18 protein-coding genes are annotated in these 23,842 nt (G+C 40.1%); 16 read left to right on the forward strand and 2 right to left on the reverse strand.

What is annotated here, in order from left to right; translation table 11 throughout:
- The first annotated feature begins 59 nt into the window (after nt 1-59).
- The 10 genes from ACSAMO_RS09510 (at nt 60) to ACSAMO_RS09555 (ending at nt 14,046) form a co-directional block, all read left to right on the forward strand.
- A complete protein-coding gene (locus tag ACSAMO_RS09510; protein ID WP_499209199.1) occupies nt 60-2,360 on the forward strand; it encodes a sensor domain-containing diguanylate cyclase in 2,301 nt (766 codons plus the stop codon).
- A gap of 118 nt (nt 2,361-2,478) precedes the next feature.
- Nucleotides 2,479-3,234, forward strand: a complete 756-nt coding sequence (locus tag ACSAMO_RS09515; protein WP_499209200.1) for a LuxR C-terminal-related transcriptional regulator — start codon at nt 2,479-2,481, stop codon at nt 3,232-3,234.
- 219 nt (nt 3,235-3,453) lie between these two features.
- Nucleotides 3,454-4,173 (forward strand): urea amidolyase associated protein UAAP1, encoded by a 720-nt coding sequence (locus tag ACSAMO_RS09520; RefSeq protein WP_499209201.1) that lies wholly within the window; start codon nt 3,454-3,456, stop codon nt 4,171-4,173.
- An 18-nt stretch (nt 4,174-4,191) separates the two neighbouring features.
- Complete coding sequence (locus ACSAMO_RS09525) at nt 4,192-4,839, forward strand: urea amidolyase associated protein UAAP2 (RefSeq protein ID WP_022230593.1); 648 nt, start codon at nt 4,192-4,194, stop codon at nt 4,837-4,839.
- Nucleotides 4,840-4,862: 23 nt separating this feature from the next.
- A complete protein-coding gene (uca, locus tag ACSAMO_RS09530; protein WP_499209202.1) occupies nt 4,863-8,450 on the forward strand; it encodes an urea carboxylase in 3,588 nt (1,195 codons plus the stop codon).
- A gap of 3 nt (nt 8,451-8,453) precedes the next feature.
- Nucleotides 8,454-10,151 carry an allophanate hydrolase gene (locus ACSAMO_RS09535; protein ID WP_499209203.1) on the forward strand — a complete coding sequence of 566 codons (1,698 nt, stop codon included), beginning with the start codon at nt 8,454-8,456 and terminating at the stop codon, nt 10,149-10,151.
- A gap of 65 nt (nt 10,152-10,216) precedes the next feature.
- A complete protein-coding gene (locus tag ACSAMO_RS09540; RefSeq protein ID WP_308456611.1) occupies nt 10,217-10,612 on the forward strand; it encodes a P-II family nitrogen regulator in 396 nt (131 codons plus the stop codon).
- Nucleotides 10,613-10,628: 16 nt separating this feature from the next.
- Nucleotides 10,629-12,041 carry an APC family permease gene (locus ACSAMO_RS09545; protein ID WP_499209204.1) on the forward strand — a complete coding sequence of 471 codons (1,413 nt, stop codon included), beginning with the start codon at nt 10,629-10,631 and terminating at the stop codon, nt 12,039-12,041.
- A gap of 102 nt (nt 12,042-12,143) precedes the next feature.
- Complete coding sequence (locus ACSAMO_RS09550; protein ID WP_337870154.1) at nt 12,144-12,728, forward strand: xanthine phosphoribosyltransferase; 585 nt, start codon at nt 12,144-12,146, stop codon at nt 12,726-12,728.
- A 1-nt stretch (nt 12,729) separates the two neighbouring features.
- On the forward strand, nt 12,730-14,046 hold the full coding sequence (locus ACSAMO_RS09555) for a uracil-xanthine permease family protein (protein WP_499209205.1): 1,317 nt from the start codon (nt 12,730-12,732) through the stop codon (nt 14,044-14,046).
- A 43-nt stretch (nt 14,047-14,089) separates the two neighbouring features.
- Here the strand turns inward: ACSAMO_RS09555 and eno are convergent, their stop codons facing one another.
- Nucleotides 14,090-15,361 carry a phosphopyruvate hydratase gene (eno, locus tag ACSAMO_RS09560; RefSeq protein ID WP_117967764.1) on the reverse strand — a complete coding sequence of 424 codons (1,272 nt, stop codon included), beginning with the start codon at nt 15,359-15,361 and terminating at the stop codon, nt 14,090-14,092.
- A 176-nt stretch (nt 15,362-15,537) separates the two neighbouring features.
- Here eno and ACSAMO_RS09565 point away from each other — a divergent pair, with 176 nt between their 5' ends.
- From ACSAMO_RS09565 to ACSAMO_RS09585, 5 genes are all read left to right on the forward strand, one after another.
- Entirely contained in the window at nt 15,538-16,536 is a 999-nt protein-coding gene (locus ACSAMO_RS09565) for a stalk domain-containing protein (RefSeq protein WP_482489802.1), read from the forward strand.
- Nucleotides 16,537-16,718: 182 nt separating this feature from the next.
- On the forward strand, nt 16,719-18,788 hold the full coding sequence (fusA, locus tag ACSAMO_RS09570; protein ID WP_147515219.1) for an elongation factor G: 2,070 nt from the start codon (nt 16,719-16,721) through the stop codon (nt 18,786-18,788).
- A gap of 235 nt (nt 18,789-19,023) precedes the next feature.
- Nucleotides 19,024-20,133, forward strand: a complete 1,110-nt coding sequence (locus ACSAMO_RS09575; protein ID WP_022230603.1) for an ABC transporter ATP-binding protein — start codon at nt 19,024-19,026, stop codon at nt 20,131-20,133.
- Between the two features lie 94 nt (nt 20,134-20,227).
- The gene (locus tag ACSAMO_RS09580) at nt 20,228-21,181 is read left to right on the forward strand and encodes a calcium/sodium antiporter (protein ID WP_337599495.1); all 954 of its coding nucleotides are present in this window, start codon (nt 20,228-20,230) and stop codon (nt 21,179-21,181) included.
- A gap of 9 nt (nt 21,182-21,190) precedes the next feature.
- Nucleotides 21,191-21,415: a hypothetical protein gene (locus tag ACSAMO_RS09585; RefSeq protein WP_412613698.1), complete on the forward strand. Its 225-nt coding sequence runs from the start codon at nt 21,191-21,193 to the stop codon at nt 21,413-21,415.
- Nucleotides 21,416-22,004: 589 nt separating this feature from the next.
- Here ACSAMO_RS09585 and aroF read toward each other — a convergent pair.
- Nucleotides 22,005-23,018: a 3-deoxy-7-phosphoheptulonate synthase gene (gene aroF, locus ACSAMO_RS09590; protein WP_147515221.1), complete on the reverse strand. Its 1,014-nt coding sequence runs from the start codon at nt 23,016-23,018 to the stop codon at nt 22,005-22,007.
- Nucleotides 23,019-23,387: 369 nt separating this feature from the next.
- Here aroF and tadA point away from each other — a divergent pair, with 369 nt between their 5' ends.
- A complete protein-coding gene (tadA, locus tag ACSAMO_RS09595; RefSeq protein WP_412956358.1) occupies nt 23,388-23,840 on the forward strand; it encodes a tRNA adenosine(34) deaminase TadA in 453 nt (150 codons plus the stop codon).
- Nucleotides 23,841-23,842 lie beyond the last annotated feature (2 nt).

Here is a 23,842-nt window from a genome sequence, read left to right on the forward strand (position 1 = left end):
TTCTTGATTTTTATATGTACAGTATGTTATAATACTGTCGAATATGAAGAGGTGGAATTATGGCAGTGAAGAAAAGAAAAATAAGCAAATTTGTTGCCGTAACAATGGCAATATTTGTTGTTTTATATGCAGTTGTATTTTCGACAAGTTTGTATGTACAAAAGGCAGCTGAACAACAATGTTATGACACTTTGAGAAAATCTACTGAAAATTTAGGCAAGGAAATAAAAAATAATATATACAGCAATCAAGAACAGCTTGAAATTATAGCCGATGTAATCGCAAGTCGAGGTAATGCGGATTCGGAACAGACAAAACATATATTGAAGTCATATATGACAAGAGGACAGATTTCGCATCTTGAAGTGTTATTGCCCGACAACAGGGTGATAACGTCTGACGGAAACTATGCAGACGTGTCGGGTATTTTGTCATACGAGGAAGAGGTTGAAAAAGGCGAATACGTTTCACCAAATTCGACAGTGGATATAAGTCACGGTGATAAAAAAGTGCTGAAATGTTCAGTACCTATTTTGAAGAGTGGCAAAACGATAGGTATTCTTTACGGTATTATAGAAGTTGATTCACTTCCGACTTATTATGTTGCAGAGTCATATGCCGAAAATGCGTCAATATATTTGATTGACGGTGACAGCGGCGATTTTATTATGGATACTTGGCATTTGTCGCTCGGAAATATAGCTGATTGGAGCAATCACAAAGTAAAAAACGACTTAAAAACTTCAGAAATAGACAAGGATATAAAGAGCGGAAAAAACGGTTATTTAATCGGCTATTCCGAGAGGGCAAAAGAGAATATGTACTCGTATTATACGCCTGTCGGTATCAATAATTGGTCGGTTATGCTTTCTATACCGGAAAGTACCGTTATGAAAATTGCATGGAAAATCAAACAAGCCATGTATGTGATGGCTGTGATTATGGTGATTATCCTTGTGGCATATTTTTTATGGCTGTTGTCGTTAAGAAAAAAAGATATTAACAAAGTGGAATATATGCTTGAAGTCGAGAAATCGTTGTTTGACGCACACAAGCATACCGAAAATATCGAGAATACGTTGGGTACAGTTGCGGACTATATGAAAGCCGAAACCGCATTTTTTACAAAGGTCAAGAACGGAATAATTGATGAAGTATACTGTTGGTCAAATAAAGATGATTTTGATATTAATGCGGCTGAAAACAAACCTGTGAAAGTTGTTATTCCCGGATTTAACGGTGATGGAACAAGTATGAAATTCGGTAAAAAGTTATACAATCTGAGAGATTGCGGATTGCCGTATGACTATTATATCGACAGCTATATCGTAACATCTGTATATGACGTGAAAAAACGTTTTGTCGGTGTACTCGGCGTTGTCAATATGGATAAGGTGTGGAAAAATGCCGATTATATCGAAAATGTTGCAGGCACTTTCTCGTTGGCTGTAAATAATATTTCTTCTTATCAGTCACTAAGGGAAATGGGAATTATAGATTCTCTTACGGGACTTTTAAACAGAAATTGTTTTGAACAGAAGATTGAAAATTTGGATAAGAATGAATACAGAAATGTAGCGTGTGTTTATATTGACGCAAACGGATTACATAATATTAATAATCGCTTCGGTCATGAGGCGGGCGATAATATGCTTAAAGCCATCGCACAGGCATTGCAGAGTAAATTCGGTTCGGATAAAACGTATCGTATCGGCGGTGATGAATTTGTTGCGTTTACTTTCGGAGAGAACGAAAAACAAATCGAAGACGACATTGAAAGTATAAAGAACGATATTGAAAAACAGGGTTACAGCATATCTTACGGCGTATCGTTCAGCGAGGTTTCAACCAATGCTGAAAGATTTATAAAACAAGCCGAAAGAAATATGCTTGACAATAAGTATTCGTATTATCATAAAAAGAGCGTAGAAAATAATAAGGACGGCGATTGGACTATCAGCAAAGCTCATATCAATGAACACGATATGGATACGTTCTTGTCGGCTGTCGCTCCGAAATTTACGGGCGGATATATCGTAAATTTTGATGATGATACAGTAAGAGTAATATATGTTCCGGAGTTCTTTAAGAGTATGTTGAAAATTACAAACGGTAAATTCAAAGAGGCTCTTAGAATGTATCTGAATGAAAAGGTTGATTCAAAATATCATCGTAATTATGAACCGTTCTTTGATTATGAGTGGATAGAAAGACAAATTCAAGAGGGTAATATTCCTGAGATTGAATTTGAACGTACAAACGGTGAACTTGCAAAAATGCACATTATTAAAGCACCCGATTACAGTGAAAACCACAGAGAAACGGTTTGGATTTTTGAAACAATAAAAGAAGTTGAGTAAAATAAAAACAGGTCTGTTCAAAAACAGACTTGTTTTTTGTTATAAGTATGTTATAATAGAAAAAGCTTGAAAATTATAGAAAAACTGTTTATTTTCGCTGGAAATCGGAGGAGAAATTATGCTTACGGAAAATGAATGGAATACTATTAATAATATGCTGCTTGAGCTATATACGATTGATGAACTTGATGTATTTACGAGCAAAATAATGAAAATGATACGAATGCTTATTCCGTACACGAAGGGCTGGTTTATCATTTTAGACGATGACCGCAAAATCAGAAAAGAGCAATCGTATTTTATCGGCTTTGACACGGACGTAAAGGATAAGTACACAGATGTTTTTTACAGTGAGGATTATATTCAATATCTGTACGACTTTGTTTCGGAAACGAGTGTTTACAAGGACACGAGTATTCTTGAAAGTGATGTTCGTGAAAAAACGGATTTTTACATAAAGTTTTTAAAGCCCGAGGACAGTATATTCGGGTGCGGTATCATTCTGATAAAAAATTCAAGAATTATAGGAATGTTCAATCTTTTCAGAAATGAAAAGAGCGGTGACTTTAATGAAAAAGAGCTGTACGTTTTGAACTTACTTAAAAATCACATTGCAAATATGCTCCATAATGTTATGCGTCTTGACAGAGCAAGCATTACGGTAAACAAAAGTCTTAACAACTTTGCGAAAACTTATGGTTTAACGTCAAGAGAATCCGAAATTTTAAGCCTTATCAACAAAGGTTTGTCAAATCAAGAAATTTCGGATAAAGTTGTCATATCCGTTTCAACGGTGAAAAAGCATATTTACAACATATACAACAAAACTGGAGTTTCAAGCAGAGGTCAGCTTATTTCGTTATTTCTTGAATGAGTAGAACTAAAGTGGTAGAAAAATCAAACTTTCGGATAATTGAAAAAATTCTTTTGCGGTTGTATAATAAACACAAGATGAAAGCAAAGAGGCTTTAAGGTATTGAAACAAATATCTTAAAGCCTTTTTTTGTATCACAGTACAAGCAAAGGGGCTTAACTGATTTTAAATCGGTTAAGTCCCGTTTTTTTATTTGATTAGAAAAAGGAGAGAAACATTATGCAGAAACTTTTTACAAAGGAATTCAGACCGGGTGAAAAATGGTCGGGACTTATCGGAAAGAACAAATATATTCACTTTAAAGCACTTGGAGATAATGCCAATGTATCAATTCTTCTTTACAATATGAGAGATACATCTGAAAGATACAATATGCCTGATACTCTTAAAGCACAATACACAGCACATCTTACAAAGGACAATGTGCTTATGAGCGACAACGGCAGGGTGTTGGCGAGTATCACAGAGGACAGCTTAGGTTGGCATGATTCAATCTGCGGTCACACAACAAGAAAGATGACCGATGAAAAATACGGCAAGACATCATATCAGGAACAAGGCAACGATTTTTACAGATGCGGCGAAGAAAACTTCAAGATTGAACTTGTCCGCAACAATATGGGTAAAAGAGATATTGTACCATGCGTAAATCTTTTCTCAAAGGTGTATGTTGATGAGGACGGAAGTATGAACTATGTTTCGGATCACTGTAAAAAGGGTGCTACGGTAACGCTAAGAACAGAAATGGATATTATCTTTGTTGTTTCAAACACACCTAATCCGCTTGATCCGTCAACGGAATATCCGTCTGTTCCCGTTACAATGGAGGTTTATGACGCTCCAAAGACAGACCTTATGGACGAATGTGTAAATTCACGTGATGAAAATTACAGAGCATTTGAAAACACATGGGATTACTACAACTTACTTGGCGAATAATCAGAGGAGGAAAAGATTATGTATGGATTTATTGAAAAAGACAGTGATTTGAAAATAGAGGACGCAGTATATGACGAGGTGCTTAATGCAGGACTTGGCTGGATGCACGAATTGAAAAAAGGTCAGACATTCAGAATACTTGATATTGAGGGTAACCAAGCCGTTGATACGACATTTTATGATTTGGAAAATCCCGAGGATCACTACGGTGCGGTACAGACAATCGTGGCACAGAAAAATATTTATTTGACAACGGGAAGTATTTTAAGAGCCGAGTCGGGCAAGCCGTTACTTGAAATCACAGCAGACAAGACAGGCAGACACGATACTTTGGGCGGTGCCTGTTCATCGCAAAGCAATACAGTCAGATATGCGAGAGAAAAGAGATATATGCACAACTGCCGTGACAGCTTTATGTTACAGCTTGCTGACACTACGGCAGACATTAAAAAGCGTGACCTTGCACCGAATATCAACTTCTTTATGAATGTGCCTATCACAAAAGAGGGCGGATATAAATTTGATGACGGTGTATCGGCACCGGGCAAGTATGTTGAGATGAAAGCATTGGCAGATGTTATGATTCTTATAAGCAACTGTCCGCAGCTAAACAATCCGTGTAACGCATACAACCCTACACCCGTAAGACTTCTTATCTGGGATTAATAAATTGGCAAAGGAAGATTAATATGTTCAGTAAAGTTTTAATAGCAAACAGAGGTGCAATCGCCGTAAGAATTGAAAGAACGCTTGCTAAGATGGGCGTAAAGAGTGTGGCTGTTTACTCAAAGGCAGACAGGGACAGCTTGCACGTTGAAAATGCCGATGAGACGGTATATCTTGGCGAGGGTACGGCAAAAGACACATACCTTGACGTTGATAAAATAATTAAAGCGGCACTTGATACAGGTGCGGAAGCAATACATCCCGGTTACGGATTTTTAAGTGAAAACACTGTTTTCGCCGCAAAGTGTGAAGAAAACAATATCAAGTTTGTAGGACCTGATTCAAGTCAAATTAAGCTTTTCGGCTTGAAACACTCCGCAAGAGAAATTGCACAAAAAGCAAATGTACCGCTTTTGTCCGGTACGGGACTTTTAAAAGGTGTTGACGAGGCGAGTGTCGAGGCTGAAAAAATCGGTTATCCGGTAATGATAAAGAGTACAGCTGGTGGCGGTGGTATCGGTATAAGAATTTGTGAAAACAAAGACGAGCTTGTTGCGTCATACGACAATGTTTGTCACCTTGCGGAAAGCAATTTCAATGACGCAGGCGTATTTCTTGAAAAATATATCAGAAAAGCAAGACACGTTGAAGTACAGATTTTCGGTAATGAATACGGCGAAGTTGCAACGCTCGGTGAACGTGATTGCTCGGTTCAGAGAAGAAACCAAAAGGTTGTCGAGGAATCTCCGGCACCGAATTTGTCTGATACGGTTCGTGAACAAATGTATACAGCCGCAAAGAGTCTTGCAAAGACAAGCGGTTACAGAAGTGCCGGTACTGTTGAATTTCTTTATGACGAGTCTGACGAAAAGTTCTATTTTCTTGAAGTCAATACAAGATTACAGGTTGAACACGGTATAACGGAAGAAGTTTACGGTGTTGACCTTGTTGAATGGATGATTAAAGAGGCTGCAGGCGAGCTTAAAGGTATTGAAGAATTTAAGGCGGTACCGAACGGACATTCAATCGAAGTAAGAGTATATGCGGAGGACTGTATAAATAATTTCAGACCGTGCAGCGGTAAGATTGACGATGTTACATTCAGCGGCAAAGCGAGAGTTGAAACTTGGATAAGAAAGAATATCGAAATTTCCGCATTGTATGACCCTATGCTTGCAAAACTTATTGTTCATGCGGAAAACAGAGAAAAAGCGGTTGAAAAAATGCTTGACGTTTTGACCGAATCAAAGATTTACGGCATAACGACAAACTTAGAATATTTAAAGAGTCTTATCCTTACAGGCGATTATAAAGACGGAAAGCTGTTTACAAAAATGCTTGAGGGATTTTTACCTGAAGAAAATGCACTTGAAGTGCTTGACGGCGGTGTTCAGTCAACAGTACAAGATGCCGACGGTATGATTGGGTACTGGACTGTCGGTGTACCGCCTTGCGGTGCTATGGACGCGTACAGCTTTAAAATAGGTAATAAATTGCTTGGTAACGACCTTAACGCGGCAGGTATTGAGCTTACAATGCGCGGCGGCACATACAGATTCAGAACGACCGCAAGTTTTTGTATAACAGGTGCGGATATGCAGGCAACGCTTGACGGTGAAAGTGTGCCGATGTACACGGTTATAAGTGCGTCACCTATGCAAGAGCTTAAATTTAAAACCGCCGCAAAAGGTATGAGAACATATCTTCTTGTTAAGGGCGGTATAGACGTACCTAAGATTATGGGTTCATCATCAACATTCTGTGACGGTAAATTCGGCGGTCATAACGGACGTGCATTGAGAACGGGTGATGTACTTCATATTGCAGAGGATTGTCAGGCAGATAACTTTAATTCATTTGACGGTAAGTATATTCCTAAGATTGATAATACATGGACTATCGGCGTTTTGCCGGGCCCGCAGCCTACTTATGAATATTTGAAACCTGAATATCTTGACACACTTACAAGTTCGGAATATATCGTAAACTTTAACAGTGCAAGAACGGGTATCAGACTTAACGGACCTGTTCCGCAGTGGGTGAGAGAGGACGGCGGTGAAGCGGGACTTCATCCGTCAAATATACACGATAACGCATACGCAATCGGTACGCTTGACCTTACGGGCGACCAGTCGATTTTATTAGGTCCTGACGGTCCGTCGCTTGGCGGATTTGTTTGCCCGGTTACAACGGCAAAAGGTGAAATGTGGAAACTGGGTCAATTACATCCGGGCGATAAAGTTCACTTCCAACTTCTAACTCTTGAACAAGCCGAAACTATAAGAAAAAATCAAGATAAAAATATCAATCTTGATTATACGGACGTTGTTCTTCCGAAGCCTGCTCAGCTTGACGCGTCATATTCGATTATGGCAGAGGGAACACACGACAATACCGATTACAAAATCAGATTGCAGGGTGAAGAAAATATCCTTGTTGAATACGGCGATATGGTGCTTGATATTGAATTGCGTTTCAGAGTACATATCCTTATGAACGAAATAGAAAAATCGGATTTACCTGTAATTGATATGACACCGGGTATTCGTTCATTGCAAGTACATTTTGATGTAAATAAAATTTCAGCGAGAGAAGTTTGTGAAAAAGTAAAAGAAATAAATGCAAACCTTTCATCGCTGGACGATATAACAGTACCGTCAAGAATTATCAAACTTCCGCTTTCATGGGACGATCCGCAAACACAGCTTGCCGCAAAGCGTTATCAGCAGACAGTAAGACCGAATGCACCTTGGTGTCCGTCTAACCCTGAATTTATCAGAAGAATTAACGGTCTTGACAGTATCGGGGACGTTCAGAATATTGTGTTTGACGCAGATTATCTTGTACTTGGTTTGGGTGACGTTTATCTTGGCGCACCGGTTGCGACACCGGTTGACCCGCGTCACAGAATGGTAACGACAAAGTATAATCCGGCAAGACCTTGGACGCCTGAAAACGCTGTCGGTATCGGCGGAGCATACCTTTGCGTATACGGTATGGAGGGTCCCGGCGGTTATCAGTTTGTCGGACGTACAATTCAGATGTGGAATCCGTTAAGAGAAACGGAGTATTTCAAACAAGGTAAGCCGTGGCTTTTGAATTTCTTTGACAGACTTAAATTTTATCCGTGCAGTGCCGATGAGATTTTACAGTACAGAGATGATTTTCTTAGAGGTAAATTCCACATTGATATTGAGGAAACTACATTTAATTTGGGTAAGTACAAGGAATATCTTGAAAGTATCAAAGAGTCCGCTCAAAAATTCAAGGCACATCAAGAGGCATCATTCCAAGCAGAAAGACAGAGATGGATTGAAAACGGACTTGACCATTTTGAATCGGATACGGAAACGGAAGATACTCACGCAGATGATGTTTTGCCTGACGGCTGTGAGCCGATTAACGCAACTATTCCGGGCAGTGTATGGAAAGTCTTGATTGAAGAAGGTCAGGAAGTTAAGAAAGGCGATACGGTTGCCGTTTTGGAAAGTATGAAGATGGAATTCCCTATTGAGAGTGAATACAGCGGAGTAATTAAAAAGGTATTTATAAAGACAAGTCAACAGGTTGACGCAGGTCAGATGATTGCGGCTGTAAAAACGGAGGAATAAGTAATGAAGTTTTTTCCTAAGAAATTATCATTGAAATGGATAAATCAAGCGTATGACAATAACGAACTTACACCTTACGAGCTTGTCGATGAAATTTTGAAAAGAGCCGAAGAAAATAAGGACAAGAATATTTGGATAGTTGCTCCGTCAAGAGAGCTTATGGAAAAGTATATCTCAAAACTTCCGCCGAGAAGTGAGGATAAACCGCTGTGGGGAATACCGTTCGCGATAAAGGATAATATCGACCTTGAGGGCGTTCCGACAACGGCGGCTTGCCCCGAATATTCGTATATGCCGAAAAAAAGTGCGTTTGTGGTACAGAAGTTAATTGACGCAGGTGCGTTCCCTGTCGGAAAGACAAATCTTGACCAATTTGCAACGGGACTTGTCGGTACAAGAAGTCCGTACGGTGAAGTGCATAATGCGTATGACGATAAAATGATTAGCGGCGGCTCAAGTTCGGGTTCTGCGGTGTCGGTTGCCTTGGGCATGGCGGCGTTTTCGCTCGGTACCGATACGGCAGGCTCCGGAAGAGTACCAGCAATGCTAAATACACTTGTAGGCTTTAAACCGTCATTGGGTGCGTGGTCCACATCCGGAGTAGTACCGGCTTGTGCAAGTCTTGACTGTGTGACGGTATTTGCAAACAGTCTTGAAGATACCGAAACAGTCAATCAATATGCCAAAGGCTATGATGCGGAATGTGTTTGGTCGAAAGAATATGAGGATAAAGGTAAAAAACTTCCCGAAAAAATATATCTTCCTTTGGAAGAACCAGCATTTTTCGGTGATAACGCAGATGTTCATAGGGCTAAATGGTATTCGGCAACGGAACGTATAAAAAAACTCGGAGTTAAGGTTGAATATATTGATTATAAAATGTTTTATGATGCCGCGTTAATTCTTTATGACGGTGCGTATGTTGCGGAAAGATGGGCTGACTTAAAAGAATTTGTCAGTGAAAACGAGGATAAAGTTTTTCCTGTTACCAAGAAAATTCTTCAGTCGGGCGGTACGGAAGAAAAAACCGCCGCAAGACTGTTTGAAGATTTGCATATGTTGCAATATTACAGACACAAGGCAAAGGAAATATTAAAAAATGCCGTTATGGTAATGCCAACGGCAGGAGGCACATTCACAAGAGAACAAGTAAGGGAAGATCCCGTAAAGACGAACAGCTTAATGGGACTTTATACAAATCACTGCAACTTGCTTGACCTTATGGCAGTGGCAGTACCGGAAAATACGCAAGATAAAAATTTACCGTTCGGAATTACGATTTTCGGACTTGCGGACAGTACAAATCTTGTACTTCAAACAGCGGAAAGTTTTCTTAAAACCGAAAGTATTGATTTTGCGGTATGCGGACTTCACAAAAAGGGATATGCCCTTGAAAGTCAGCTCACCGAATTGGGAGCGGAGTATATCGAAAGTACAGCGACTGCAAAGGAGTACAAGCTGTACAAACTCAATACAAATCCGATTAAGCCCGGACTTGTGAGAGCGGAAAACGGTGAAAATATAAATGTTGATATATTCAAAATACCCGTTTCAAAGCTCGGAAGTTTTATGAGTAACGTAAGCACACCGCTTTCGATAGGAAATGTCGAGCTTATCGACGGCAGATGGGTGAAAGGTTTTCTTTGCGAAGAATACGCCGTAAAAGATGCGGAAGATATAACAAGTAAAAAAAGTTTTTAATATACAACGGCGTATAGAACACATATGTTCTATACGCCTGTTTTAACAAAACGGAGGTAAAAATAATGGAAGCTGAATTTTCAAGAATAGAGATTATAGGAAGTATGTCTAAGGTTTCGGCATTTATCGAAATGCTTAGCTCAAAACACATCAAGGAAATACATAAGCTCGGAATATCGGGCATAACCGTTTACAATGCTATGGGTTGCGGTGTGCAGAGCGGAAGTTCGGAGTATATGCTTGATTTTACGGAACAGCCTTTAAGACTTCTTCCGAAAAGTACTATGATTATGATATGTGAAACGTCTAAAGTTAAAGAAGTTATAGAATTTTTGAAAAAAGAATTTTATACGGGACACATCGGTGACGGAAAAATATTTGTGTCTGACGTTCGTAATATTATTCGTATCAGAACGGGCGAAGACGGAATTGACGCTTTGCAGAAATCAAAGATAGATTAAATCGGAGGTTACTCATATGAAAAAAATCAGTCTTTTTGGTGCAGTATCAACCGGTGTGGGTATGCTTATCGCAACGAGCTGTTTCGTTTCGTCGGCAAGCGGCTCAAGTGCGGTCGGTACGCCGTTCGTTATTGCTATCGTCATAGCTTGTATAGCAAATATGCTTGCGGTTTTGTCGATAGCCGAATTAAATGCGATAATGCCTAACCTTACCGGCGATATCGCTCAATACACTCTTGCCGGACTCGGTCCGCTGTTGACTATTGTAACGATGGTCGGCGGTTATTTAATAAGCAATGTTTTTGCAGCACCTGCCGAAGGTGCGATGTTTGCAAATGTAATGACGGAAATGACGGGTGAGGCGATACCGCCTGCGGTGTTCAGCGTGGGAATAACGATTGTTCTTATATTCATTAATCTAAAAGGCGTGAATATGTCAACGCTTTTGCAGGAAATCGTTGCGGCATTTATGGTAGTGTCATTGCTTGCACTCGGTATTATCGGCGCACTCGGTTTGGGTTCGGGTGAACAGGTGGCACAAGATGCGGTTATTTCGTCGGATTTAAAGGACATTCTTCCGCTTACCGCAACGGCATTTTGGTTCTTTATCGGTGCGGAGTTTATTGTACCTTTGGGTAAGGATATGAAAAGTCCTAAAAAAGTACCGCTCAGTATGGTGCTTTCACTCGGCATAATGGGAATTATTCAAATATTGCTTGTATTCGGATTTAAGAATTATACATTGTGGTCCGATCTTGGAAGTGCAGCGTCACCGCACGTTCTTTATGCGGTGAATATGCTCGGTAAGTGGGGCAGATATTGGATGATTATTGTCGCTATATTTGCGGCGGTAAGTACGCAAAACTCTATTATTTGTTCGGTTTCGGAAATATGCTGCGGAATGGCGAAGATGAATCTTCTTCCGTCGTTTTTTCAAAAGAAAAACAAAAACGGAGCACCTTATTGGGTTATTATAATTTTGGGTGTGCTTACTTGCATTATCGAGGCATCGGGCATTTCGACAGGTGAACAGGTGGCATTTTTAACTCTTACTTGCTCGCTTTTCTGGATGCTTTCATATATTACATCACACGTCAATGTAATTATGCTAAGACGTAAAATGAAAAATGTTCCGCGTAACTTCAAAACACCGCTTTTCCCGCTTTTACAAATCGTGGGTATAGCACTTCAGGTGTATATGATGTTCAATATATCAACTGACCCTGTACAAAGAAGAAATATATATATTTTGTGCTTTGTTCTGTTTGCGGCATTGTTTATATACGCATTCATTTGGGTTAAGTACAGACTTAAATTACCGCTTTTGAAAGGTATCGGAGTTCATCAGGTAATGATGATGGAAAGCCCTGAATATCATCGTGTTCACAGTGATTTGAAAAATGAAAGCAATACAAATATGGGGACTTAAAAAGTCCTCATATTTTTTTTGCAATTTGATGTCGATATTAATTGTATTATGGGTGTAGGTGTGGTATAATCGTATATATTTTATTATTTGAGGAGAGTAAAGATGAACTGTTTAGAGGAAAGAATTTTAAAGGACGGAATAGTTAAAGAGGGTAACGTGCTTAAAGTGGACAGCTTTTTAAATCATCAAATGGACATTGATTTGTTTAATGAGATGGGCAAGGAATGGAAAAAACGCTTTGAGGGTGCGAATATAAATAAAATTTTGACTATCGAGGCATCGGGTATAGGTATTGCCTGTATCGCCGCACAACATTTCGGTGTGCCCGTTGTTTTTGCGAAAAAATCAAAGAGCGTAAATCTTGAGGGTGAAATGTACGTTGCGGAGGTTGAGTCATTCACGCACAAATGCAAAAATCAAGTTATTGTTGCGAAAAAGTTTTTGAATGAAAACGACCGTGTATTGATTATTGACGATTTCTTGGCGAACGGTTGTGCGTTGCAGGGATTAATTCAGATAGTTAAGTCAGCCGGTGCAACGGTTGAGGGAATAGGAATAGCTGTTGAAAAAGGTTTCCAAGCAGGCGGAAGAATTATTCGTAACTTAGGTTTTCAATTAGAATCTTTGGCAATAGTTGACGATATGGACAGCAAAACAGGTACGATTAAATTCAGAGAGGAACAATAAAATGAAAAACAGTGATATTAATAACATTTATCAGTTAGACGGAAAAGTGCCTGTTTCAAAAGCTATTCCGTTTGGTCTGCAACATATTTTGGCTATGTTCGTTGCGAATATCGCACCGATTATTATTGTTTCAAGTGCTTGCGGTTTAGACACAACCGAAACCGCAAGACTTATTCAAACGGCTATGATTATTGCGGGAATAGGTTCTGTAATTCAGTTGTATCCTATATGGAAAGTCGGTTCGGGATTGCCGATTGTAATGGGAATAAGTTTTACGTTTGTATCTGTGTTCTGTTTTGTCGGTCCTACATACGGATACGGAGCCATTGTCGGAGCGGTTATTATAGGCGGAATTATTGAAGGCATACTCGGACTTTTTGCAAAGTATTGGGTAAAACTGATTTCGCCGATTGTGGCGGCTTCGGTTGTAACGGCTATCGGCTTTTCGCTTTTGTCGGTCGGTGCGACATCGTTCGGCGGCGGCTCGGGTGCGGAGGACTTCGGCTCGGCTAAAAATTTAATTCTCGGAACAATTACGTTGGTTTGTTGTATCGGATTTAATATTTTCGCTAAATCATATTGGAAACAGTTGTCCGTATTGTTCGGACTTATCGTAGGTTACATTGTGGCTGTGTGTATGGGTATGGTTGATTTTTCTGGATTGAGTACGGCACAAATCGTATCACTTCCGCAGATACTTCCGATTAAACCGACATTCAATATAGGCGCAATTATTTCCGTGCTTGTGATTTTCCTTGTGTCTGCAACGGAAACAATCGGAGATACATCGGCACTTGCGTCATCGGGATTAAATCGTGAGGTTTCAAAGAAGGAGCTTACAGGCTCAATCGCCGCAGACGGCTTTGTCAGTGCATTGTCGGGACTTTTCGGTTGTTTGCCGATTACGTCGTTCAGCCAAAACGTGGGACTTGTTTCAATGACAAAAGTCGTAAACAGATTTACGATTTTCACAGGCTGCGTTATTATGGTTTTGGCAGGATTGTTCCCTATGTTCGGAACATTACTTGCAACATTGCCTGAGGCTGTGCTTGGCGGCTGTACGCTTATGATGTTCGGTAATATTGTTATAAGCGGTTTGCAGATGATTGCAAAATGCGGTTTTTCACAAAGAAATATTATTATCGCCGCATTGTCATTGAGTATCGGACTTGGCTTTACACAAGTTCCCGAAATTTTTTCAATCTTTCCGCAAATCATTCAAAACGTGTTCGCTGAAAACTGCGTTGCGGTTGTGTTCTTGGTTTCGATAATTTTGAATTTGGTGCTGCCGAAAAATATGGAGGCTCATCAATCATAAAAAAACAGCAGACTATCCTAAAATAGTCTGCTGTTTTTTATGATTAAAATTTTCCGTATTGCGCGATACCGCAGAGTTCTTCTTCTATTCTCAAAAGCTGATTATATTTTGCAACTCTGTCTGTTCGGCTCGGTGCGCCTGTTTTTATTTGTCCGGCGTTTACAGCAACGGCAATATCGGCGATTGTGGTATCTTCCGTTTCACCGCTGCGGTGTGATATAACGGCGGTATAGCCGTTTTTATGTGCCATTTCAACAGCGTCAAGTGTTTCGGAAAGTGTGCCGATTTGATTAACCTTGATAAGAATTGAGTTTGCGACATCTGATAAAATACCCTTTTCAAGTCGTTTTGGGTTTGTGACGAACAAGTCATCGCCGACAAGCTGAATTTTATCGCCGAGCTTATCGGTAAGGATTTTCCAACCGTCCCAATCATCTTCTCCGAGTGCGTCCTCAATAGAGAAAATCGGATATTTTTCGCATAGGGTCTGCCAGTATTCAACAAGTTCCGAAGCAGTCTTTTTTATACCGGATTTCGGCAACAAATATGTTCCGTCATCTTGTACCCATTCCGAAGACGCGGCATCTATGGCGATTTTAAAATCTTCACCTGCCTTGTAGCCTGCACGCCCGATTGCACTCATTATAACTTCAAGTGCTTTTTCGTCTGTTTCAAGATTCGGTGCAAAACCGCCTTCGTCACCGACTGCGGTGGTATTACCCATTTCGGAAAGCACCTTTTTCAATTCGTGAAATACTTCACTGCACCAACGCAAGCCTTGTTTAAATGATTTTGCACCATACGGCATTATCATAAATTCCTGTATATCGACGTTGTTATTTGCGTGTGCACCGCCGTTTAATATGTTCATCATAGGTACGGGAAGTACATAAGAATTTATACCGCCTATATATTGAAAAAGCGGTATTTCAAGGCTTGCCGCAGCCGCTCTTGCAACGGCTAACGATACACCGAGTATTGCGTTTGCACCGAGATTTGATTTATTGTCTGTGCCGTCAAGCTCACACATTTTCATATCTATCGAGCGTTGGTCAAGTACATTCATACCGATTAACACATCTGCAATTTTTTCATTTACATTCGCCACAGCGTTTTTTACACCTTTACCGCCGTAACGCTTTTTGTCATTATCCCTAAGTTCCACAGCCTCAAAAACACCTGTTGACGCACCTGACGGAACGATTGCTCTGCCCGACGCACATTCTGTATGCACCTCAACTTCGACTGTCGGATTACCGCGTGAATCCATAACTTCACGTCCGAAAATGTCGACTATTTCAATGTACTGTTTCATAGATATATCCTCCTTTGATTTAGTTCATAATAGAGTATTACCAAAAAATCACTGTATTATTCAAAACAAACACATATAATATGAAATTCGTAGGAAATAACAGCCATTGACGGATTAATATGATAAGTGTATAATGGGGGTGTACATATCAAGTTATCACAAAAGGAGAGTTGATTATGAAGAAATTTATAGGAATGGCACTTGCGGCGGTGATTTCGGCATCGTCATTTACGGCACTTGCGGCAGGGGCTATACCCGACCATCAAGGCACAAGTATGGACGGTATTGAAATCGGTACGGCTCAGCTTAATTCGGCGGTAAAAAGCTATTATGATTTATTCGAGCAGGCAGGCGACCAATACGGTGTAGACCCAAACTTGCTTGCGGCAATATGTATGCAGGAATCGTCGGGAAGAAATTTGAGTTACCGTGATGACGGAAGTGAATATCCGGCATGGGGTATTATGCAGATTGAAAATACTTTGGAAAAATCATTCGCAAAGTTCGGTGAAGACACTACGGGAGAAAAATGGACGCTTCAAGACAGACTTGATCCGACTAAGGCAGTGCCGTTTGCGGCATATTTAATTTCACAGTCGCTTATCAGATATGACTGCGACTATATGAAAATGATTCAGTCTTATAACTTCGGACAAACCGTGCTTGACAGAATAATTGCGGCGAAGGGTGACGATTGGCTTTCGGAACGCATCAATGCCGCGCAGTATGCGACAAATTGGCCGTACAATACTTACGGTGACGCACAGTACATAGAACACGTTATGAGATATTATCATAATGATATTGATTACATAGGTGCAAAGGTAAGAATAGACGGTAAATTGCTTGCGTTTGACGACCAGTATCCGTTGCTTGAAACCATTGACGGTGAAACGTATACAATGATACCTGTAAGAGGTATATCAGAGGCTCTTAATGCAAAAGTGGACTGGAACGGTGACAAGCAGGAGATTACGGTTAAAAAGGGCGGCGACAAAGTCGTTATGTATCTTGACAGTGATGTTGCGTACATAAATGATACACCGATAACGCTTGATGCACCCGCAACGCTTATGAACAACAGAACAATGGTTCCGCTTAGATTTGTCATGGAAGCATTTAATGTTACTGTTGATTGGAACGGTGACACAAGAACTGTTGAAATAACAAAATAAAAGTTAGTGAATATGTACAAAAAAGTATCGTTTGATTTTTATAATCTGACGGTACTTTTTTTGTTATCTTTATATGATAATGTGGTATATATGTAATATACGAGGCTATAGCAAAGGACATACAAATTGATTAGTAGCCAAATAAAATGAACGAAAAATATTATATTAGGAGGGTCAATCAAATGAAAACGTATTCAATGGACGCAATTCGGAACATCGCCGTTATGGGACACGGTAAATGCGGTAAGACAACGCTTACAGAGGCAATGCTGTTCAATGCGAAAATGACCGACAGAATGGGCAAAGTCGCTGACGGCAACACTGTAACGGACTATGACGGTGAAGAAATCAAAAGACAATTCAGTATTTCAACCGCTCTTGCAACGGTAGAGTGGAAAGATATGAAATACAATATGATAGATACACCGGGCTTTTTTGATTTTGTCGGTGACGTTAAAGAGGGTATCCGTGCGGCTGATTCGGCACTTATTGTATTGAGCGGAAGAAGCGGTGTAAGCGTCGGTACGGAGAACGTGTTCAGATACGCAAAACAAAGAGGTGTGCCGATTATGTTCTTTGTCAACAAAATTGATGATGACAGAGCGGATTATCAAAAAACTCTTGAGGAAATGAAAGAAAAGTTCGGAAAATCAGTAACTCCGTTCGTTTATCCGATAAGAGAGGGTGACGAATTCAAAGGCTTTGTCGATATTGTCGATATGACGGCAAGAAGATATGAAGGACAGGACAGAGTGGATATTCCTGTACCCGACGGTATGGCGGAAATTGTCGCACCGCTTAGAGAAATGATTATGGAGGCTGTTGCCGAAACCGATGAGGCACTTATGGTTAAGTATTTCAACGGTGAAGAATTTACTTTTGACGAAATTAAGCAAGCTATAAGAAAAGGTGTTAAGGACGGTGTTATTTATCCTGTATACTGCGGCAGCGGTCAGGATAATATCGGTGTGCGTTCGCTTATGGACGGTATGGGTAAGTATTTGCCTGCTCCGTCGGAAATTGAGGAAATCGCGAGAGTTGCCGATACAGGTGAGCCTGTTGAGCTCGTACAGAGTGAAACGGAAACAACGGCGGCGGTTGTATTTAAAACAATCGCAGACCCTTATGTTGGTAAGATGTCGTTGTTCAGAGTTTATTCCGGTGAGGTAAAGGGTGACAGCACGCTTTACAATCCGAACAAGGACGTAAACGAAAAGATTGGCAAGGTATTTAATCTTTGCGGTAAAAAACAGCTTGACGCAAAGTCGATAAAAGCCGGTGACATCGGTGCGGTTGCAAAACTTGAAAGCACAAAAACAGGTGATACATTGTGTGAAAAGGGTAAGAATATCATACTTACCGGTATTGAATTTCCGCAGCCTGTTTTGTCTATGGCGATTAAACCGCAGACAAAGGGCGATGAAGAAAAGATTATAAGCGGTATTAACAAGCTTATGGAGGAGGATCCGACATTCACAATTACAAACAATACCGAAACAAAGCAGACTCTTATAAACGGTCAGGGCGAACAGCATATTGACGTTATTATAAGCAAATTAAAATCAAAATACGGTGTCGGCGCAGTTTTGGAAGACCCTATTGTTCCGTATCGCGAAACAATCAAGGGCAAGGCTACCGTTGAAGGCAAACACAAGAAACAATCGGGCGGTCACGGTCAGTACGGTCACGTTAAGATTGAATTTGAGCCGGGTGTGTCGGAAGATATGATTTTTGAAGAAAAAGTATTCGGCGGTTCTGTGCCTAAAAATTATTTCCCTGCCGTTGAAAAAGGCTTGCGTGATTCGTGCCAGAAAGGCGTGCTTGCAGGTTATCCTGTGGTAAACTTAAAAGCCACATTACTTGACGGTTCGTATCACCCTGTCGATTCGTCGGAAATGGCATTTAAGACGGCTGCGGCTATCGCGTACAAAGAGGGTTTGAAACAGGCTAACCCTGTCTTGCTTGAGCCTATCGGCTACTTGAAAGTATATATTCCTGAAAATATTATGGGCGATATTATCGGTGATATTAATAAACGCCGCGGCCAGATTATGGGTATGGGCGAAAGCGATAAAGAGGGACTTAATATGGTTGAGGCTGAAGTGCCTATGTCCGAAATGTTCCGTTATGCGACTGACTTGCGTTCTATGAGTCAGGGCAGAGGTATGTTCTCGTTTGAGTTTACCCGTTACGAGCAAGCTCCGTCAAATGTTGCCGAAAAAGTTATACAAAGCTCAAAAAATAAAGAGTAATCAAGCAAAATACTCCTTTTTGTCATATGATCAAAATATGTTTAGTTAATTTTACTAAAGAATAAAAAGTATTTTTGTGAATTATACGACTAACAATTTGTATTTAAATATGTTATCATATATATATCAAAAAGATGTATTATAAAGATAACAATACACTTAAACAAGCAGAATAAATGAAATCTGGTTTATTTTGTATAAAAATTTTTCTTGGACGAGAGGGGAACAATTAATTATGGCAGATTTACAATTAAAACACATTTACAAAAGATATGCAGGCGGCGTTACTGCTGTAAGTGACTTTACACTTGACATTGACGATAAGGAATTCATCATCCTTGTAGGTCCTTCAGGTTGTGGTAAGTCAACAACTCTAAGAATGGTTGCCGGTCTTGAAGAAATTTCAGAAGGTGAACTTTATATCGGCGGACGTCTTGTAAACGACGTTGCTCCTAAAGACAGAGATATTGCAATGGTTTTCCAAAACTACGCTCTATATCCTCATATGACAGTATTTGAAAATATGGCATTTGGTCTAAAGCTTAGAAAAACTCCAAAGGACGAAATCAAGAAGCGTGTTACAGAAGCTGCAAAGATTCTTGACATTGAGCATCTTCTTGACAGAAAGCCAAAGGCTCTTTCAGGCGGTCAAAGACAGCGTGTTGCTATGGGACGTGCAATCGTTCGTAATCCTAAGGTATTCCTTATGGACGAACCTCTATCAAACCTTGATGCAAAGCTAAGAGTTGCAATGAGAACTGAAATTAAGAAGTTACATAACAAACTTCAAACAACATTTATGTACGTTACTCATGACCAGACAGAGGCTATGACAATGGGTACTCGTATCGTTGTTATGAAGGACGGTGTTATTCAACAAGTTGATACACCTGCTAACCTTTATACAAAGCCTGATAACGTATTCGTTGCAGGATTTATCGGTTCACCGCAAATGAACTTTGTTACTGCTACACTATCAAAGGAAAACGGTAGCGTATACGCATCATTTGGCGATAACAAGATTATGATTCCTAACGGTAAGGTTACACCTGAACTTGAAGGTTATATCGGTAAGGAAGTAATCGTTGGTATCAGACCTGAAGATATTCACGATGACGAGGCATTCATTTCAAGCAGACCTGAGGCTGTATGTAATGCATACGTTGAAGTTACTGAAATGATGGGTGCTGAAACATATTTGTATCTTGAACTTGCAGGTGAACAGTTCACAGCAAGAGTTAATCAACGTTCAACAGCTAAGATTGGTGATACAATCAAGGTTGCATTTGAAACAAACAAAATTCATATCTTTGATAAGGATACAGAAATGGCTATCGTTCACTAATTCGATTAGACAATTTAATTGTAGACAAAACCCATATGGGTTTTGTCTACTTTGCTTTTATGAGGAATTACAGAGGAAAAGGAGTTTATATGTAATGGTTTTGATGATTTTATTTTTGGTGATAGGGTTTGTGCTTTTGGTTAAAGGTGCGGATTTGTTTGTTGACGGTGCGTGTGATTTGTCGGCAAAGTTGAGAATTCCGGCATATATAGTCGGACTTACGGTAGTGGCGTTCGGAACAAGTTTGCCCGAGGCGGCGGTTAGCATAACTGCGTCACTGCAAGGCAGTAATGAAATTGCAATCGGTAATATAATCGGATCAAATATATTTAATACGCTTGTTGTACTTGGTGCAAGTGCTTTGTTCGCACCTGTTGCTGTAAAAGGAAATATCCTAAAACGTGATTTTCCATTCTGTATCGGTATAACCGCTGTAATGATTGTGCTTTTAATGACATTAAATCATGGTGATATTGCATTGACAAGATTGGACGGTATTATACTTCTTGCATTGTTTGCGGTGTTTATGGTCGGTTCTGTTGTGATGGGTAAGAAAGAAAGTAAATTAATTGAAAGTGCGGAGGATAGCGAAAAGGCAGATTTGCCAATGTGGAAATGCCTATTGTTTATAATAATCGGCTTTGTCGGTGTTGTGGTCGGCGGTCAGCTTACTGTTAAAGGCGCAAAGGAACTTGCACTTATGGCGGGAATGAGTGAAAGAGTTGTCGGTCTTACCGTTGTGGCAATAGGTACATCACTTCCTGAACTTGTGACTTCGATTGTTGCCGCAAGAAAACAACAAAATGATATTGCGGTAGGTAACGTAATCGGCTCGAATATATTTAATTTGTTGTTCATTCTCGGAATATCGGCGACGATCGGTAAAATAGGTACTGACTTTAATGTGGTAATTGACGGTTGTGTGTTGATTGGAATATGCTTGTTTACTTATATTTTTGCACTTGCTAATAAAAAGATTAATCGCCCTTGCGGTGTGGTTATGATTTTTATGTATGTGGCATATACGGTGTATTTGTTGGTAAGATAAGGGGGTTTTATGAAAAAGTATTATATAGGCGGGCTGCTGACTTTGATTACGATTGCTTTTGCAACGGTAACTTTGGCTGTGAATAAAGATGTGATTGGTTATCGCAGATATATATATACACCGCCCACAAAAGCAGGTAGTATTGTGTTTGTTGCTTTTGCGATATACATAGCTGTTTTGTCAGTCGGTGCTTTGGTTTATGCGATTTACAGACACTTTCATAAAGATGAATAGTTGTGTAGTAGGGGCGACAGTTGGTCGCCCTTTTTGTGTGATTAAGTTTGCTATCGTTTATGAGAATTTCGGAGTGGCGACCGGTGGTCGCCAGTTTGCGTGATTGGAATTCGCTGTTGTTTGAGTGGAACGTGTTTAGGGGAGACCATTGGTCGCATGTTTGTGTGATTGAAATTCAATAGAGAGCCACCCTTCAGTCGACAGTGTCGACAGCTCCCCTTAAGGGGAGCCTTACGGGATTTTGCGGAGAATTGAAAGATTTTCGTTGAGAGGAAAAGGAAAGTCGAGAGCGCCGTTCTGTACGGAAAGAATATGATTAGGCGACATAGATGGGATTTAGATGAAAGACAGTAAAGCCACCCCTCGGTCGACAGTGTCGACAGCTCCCCTCAAGGGGAGCCTTACGGGATTTGGCGGAAAATAAAAAGCCTCCCATTGAGGGAGGTGGCACGAGGAACGAGTGACGGAGGGGTGGCTACTTGCAAAATCAAAAATAAAATATGGCTGCATACAAAATTGCAAACAAATGCGGTAGTGCTGTTATCTGAAAATTTGCAAACAAAAAGGCAGTCAATCGACTGCCTTTAAATTAACCTAAAATTTTACCTTCAAACTCAACACGCTTCTTAACTGTCTGCATAACATTGTCAAACTGCTGCGGAGTAAGTGATTGAGCACCGTCGCACAATGCTTTCTTTGGATTATTATGAACTTCAATCATAATACCGTCTGCACCTACTGCGATAGCCGCTTTTGTAAGCGGTTCAACCATCCACGGCAAACCTGTTGCGTGACTTGGGTCAACGATTACAGGCAAGTGTGAAATTGACTTTAGTGCCGGTATTGCCGAAAGGTCAAGAGTATTTCTTGTGAATGTTTCGTAAGTTCTTATACCTCTTTCGCAGAAAATAACCTGTTCGTTACCGCCTGCCATAATGTATTCCGCACTCATAACCCATTCTTCGATTGTGCTTGAAAGACCACGCTTTAAAAGTATAGGCTTATTGCATTTACCAAGTTCCTTTAAAAGTTCAAAGTTCTGCATATTTCTTGCACCGACTTGAATTATATCAACATCTTCAAACAAATCAAGATGTGCCTGATTCATAATTTCTGTAACTATCGGAAGTCCTGTTGCCTTCTTTGCTTCAAGAAGAATTTTAAGACCTTCGTCATGAAGTCCTTGGAATGAATAAGGTGATGTTCTCGGCTTGAATGCACCGCCTCTTAAAAATGAAGCACCGCTCTTTTTAACTGCTTCGGCTGTTTCTGTCATTTGCGGAATTGTTTCTACCGAACAAGGACCTGCAATTACGCTGAAATGACCTTCACCTACTGTTCTGCCGGCAATGTTGAAAATACTGCTATCCGGGTGGAACTTGCGGTTTGCAAGCTTGAAAGGCTCGGAAACTCTCTTAACGTCTGCGACTACGTCAATAGTCTTTAAATCGTCTGTGTCAAGAGTTGAAGTATCACCGATAATACCAACTATTGTGGAATTTTCGCCCTTACTGTAATGATGGTCAAAGCCCATGTCCTCCAGCTGTTTTAAAAGTGCGTTTACCTCGTTTTGTTCTGCGTTTTGTTTTAGAATTACAATCATTTTTCATATCTCCTTTTCTACCATACTACATCTTACCGACGATTGTATATCGGCAAGCAACAACCAACGCGGTTGCTTATCACATTTTACTACTATTTTTGACATATGTCAAGAGGTGTGATAAAATGAGTCTGTCGACAAAATGCCGACAGCTCCAAAAATCACATCTTGCGATGTAATTTTTGAGTATTTTCAGAGAAAAAATCATAAAGTTCCTCCGAAGTCGAAACTTTAGATTTTAAGCCATTTCTGCCGCGCATGTCGCCAGAAATGATTTTCGATGAGGTTGCACCTCAAATTCCCAAAAATAAAGTAGACAAAACCATTATGGTTTTGTCTATATGGTATATCTATTGAATGGAGAATTATATGGAAGAAAAATTTATGAAAGAGGCACTGAAGCAAGCAAAAAAAGCCGCGTCAATCGGTGAAACTCCAATCGGTGCGGTTATAGTGCGTGACGGTGAGATTATCGCAAGAGGATACAACAAGCGTGAAACCAAGAAAAATGCATTACTTCACGCAGAAATAATAGCGATAAACAAGGCTTGCAAAAAACTCGGCGGTTGGAGATTACCGCGGTGTGAAATGTATGTGACGCTTGAGCCTTGTCCGATGTGTGCAGGGGCGATTATCAATTCGCGTATTGAAAAGGTGTATTTCGGTGCGTATGACAAAAAGTCCGGTTGTGCCGGTTCGGTTATCAATTTATTTGAAAGCGGTATGTTCAATCACAATGTCAATGTGACAGGCGGTATAACGGAAGATAAATGTGCAAGCATATTGACTGAATTTTTTAGAGATTTAAGAAAAAAGAAATAGAC

This window comes from Ructibacterium sp. SJQ-7 (assembly GCF_054696575.1).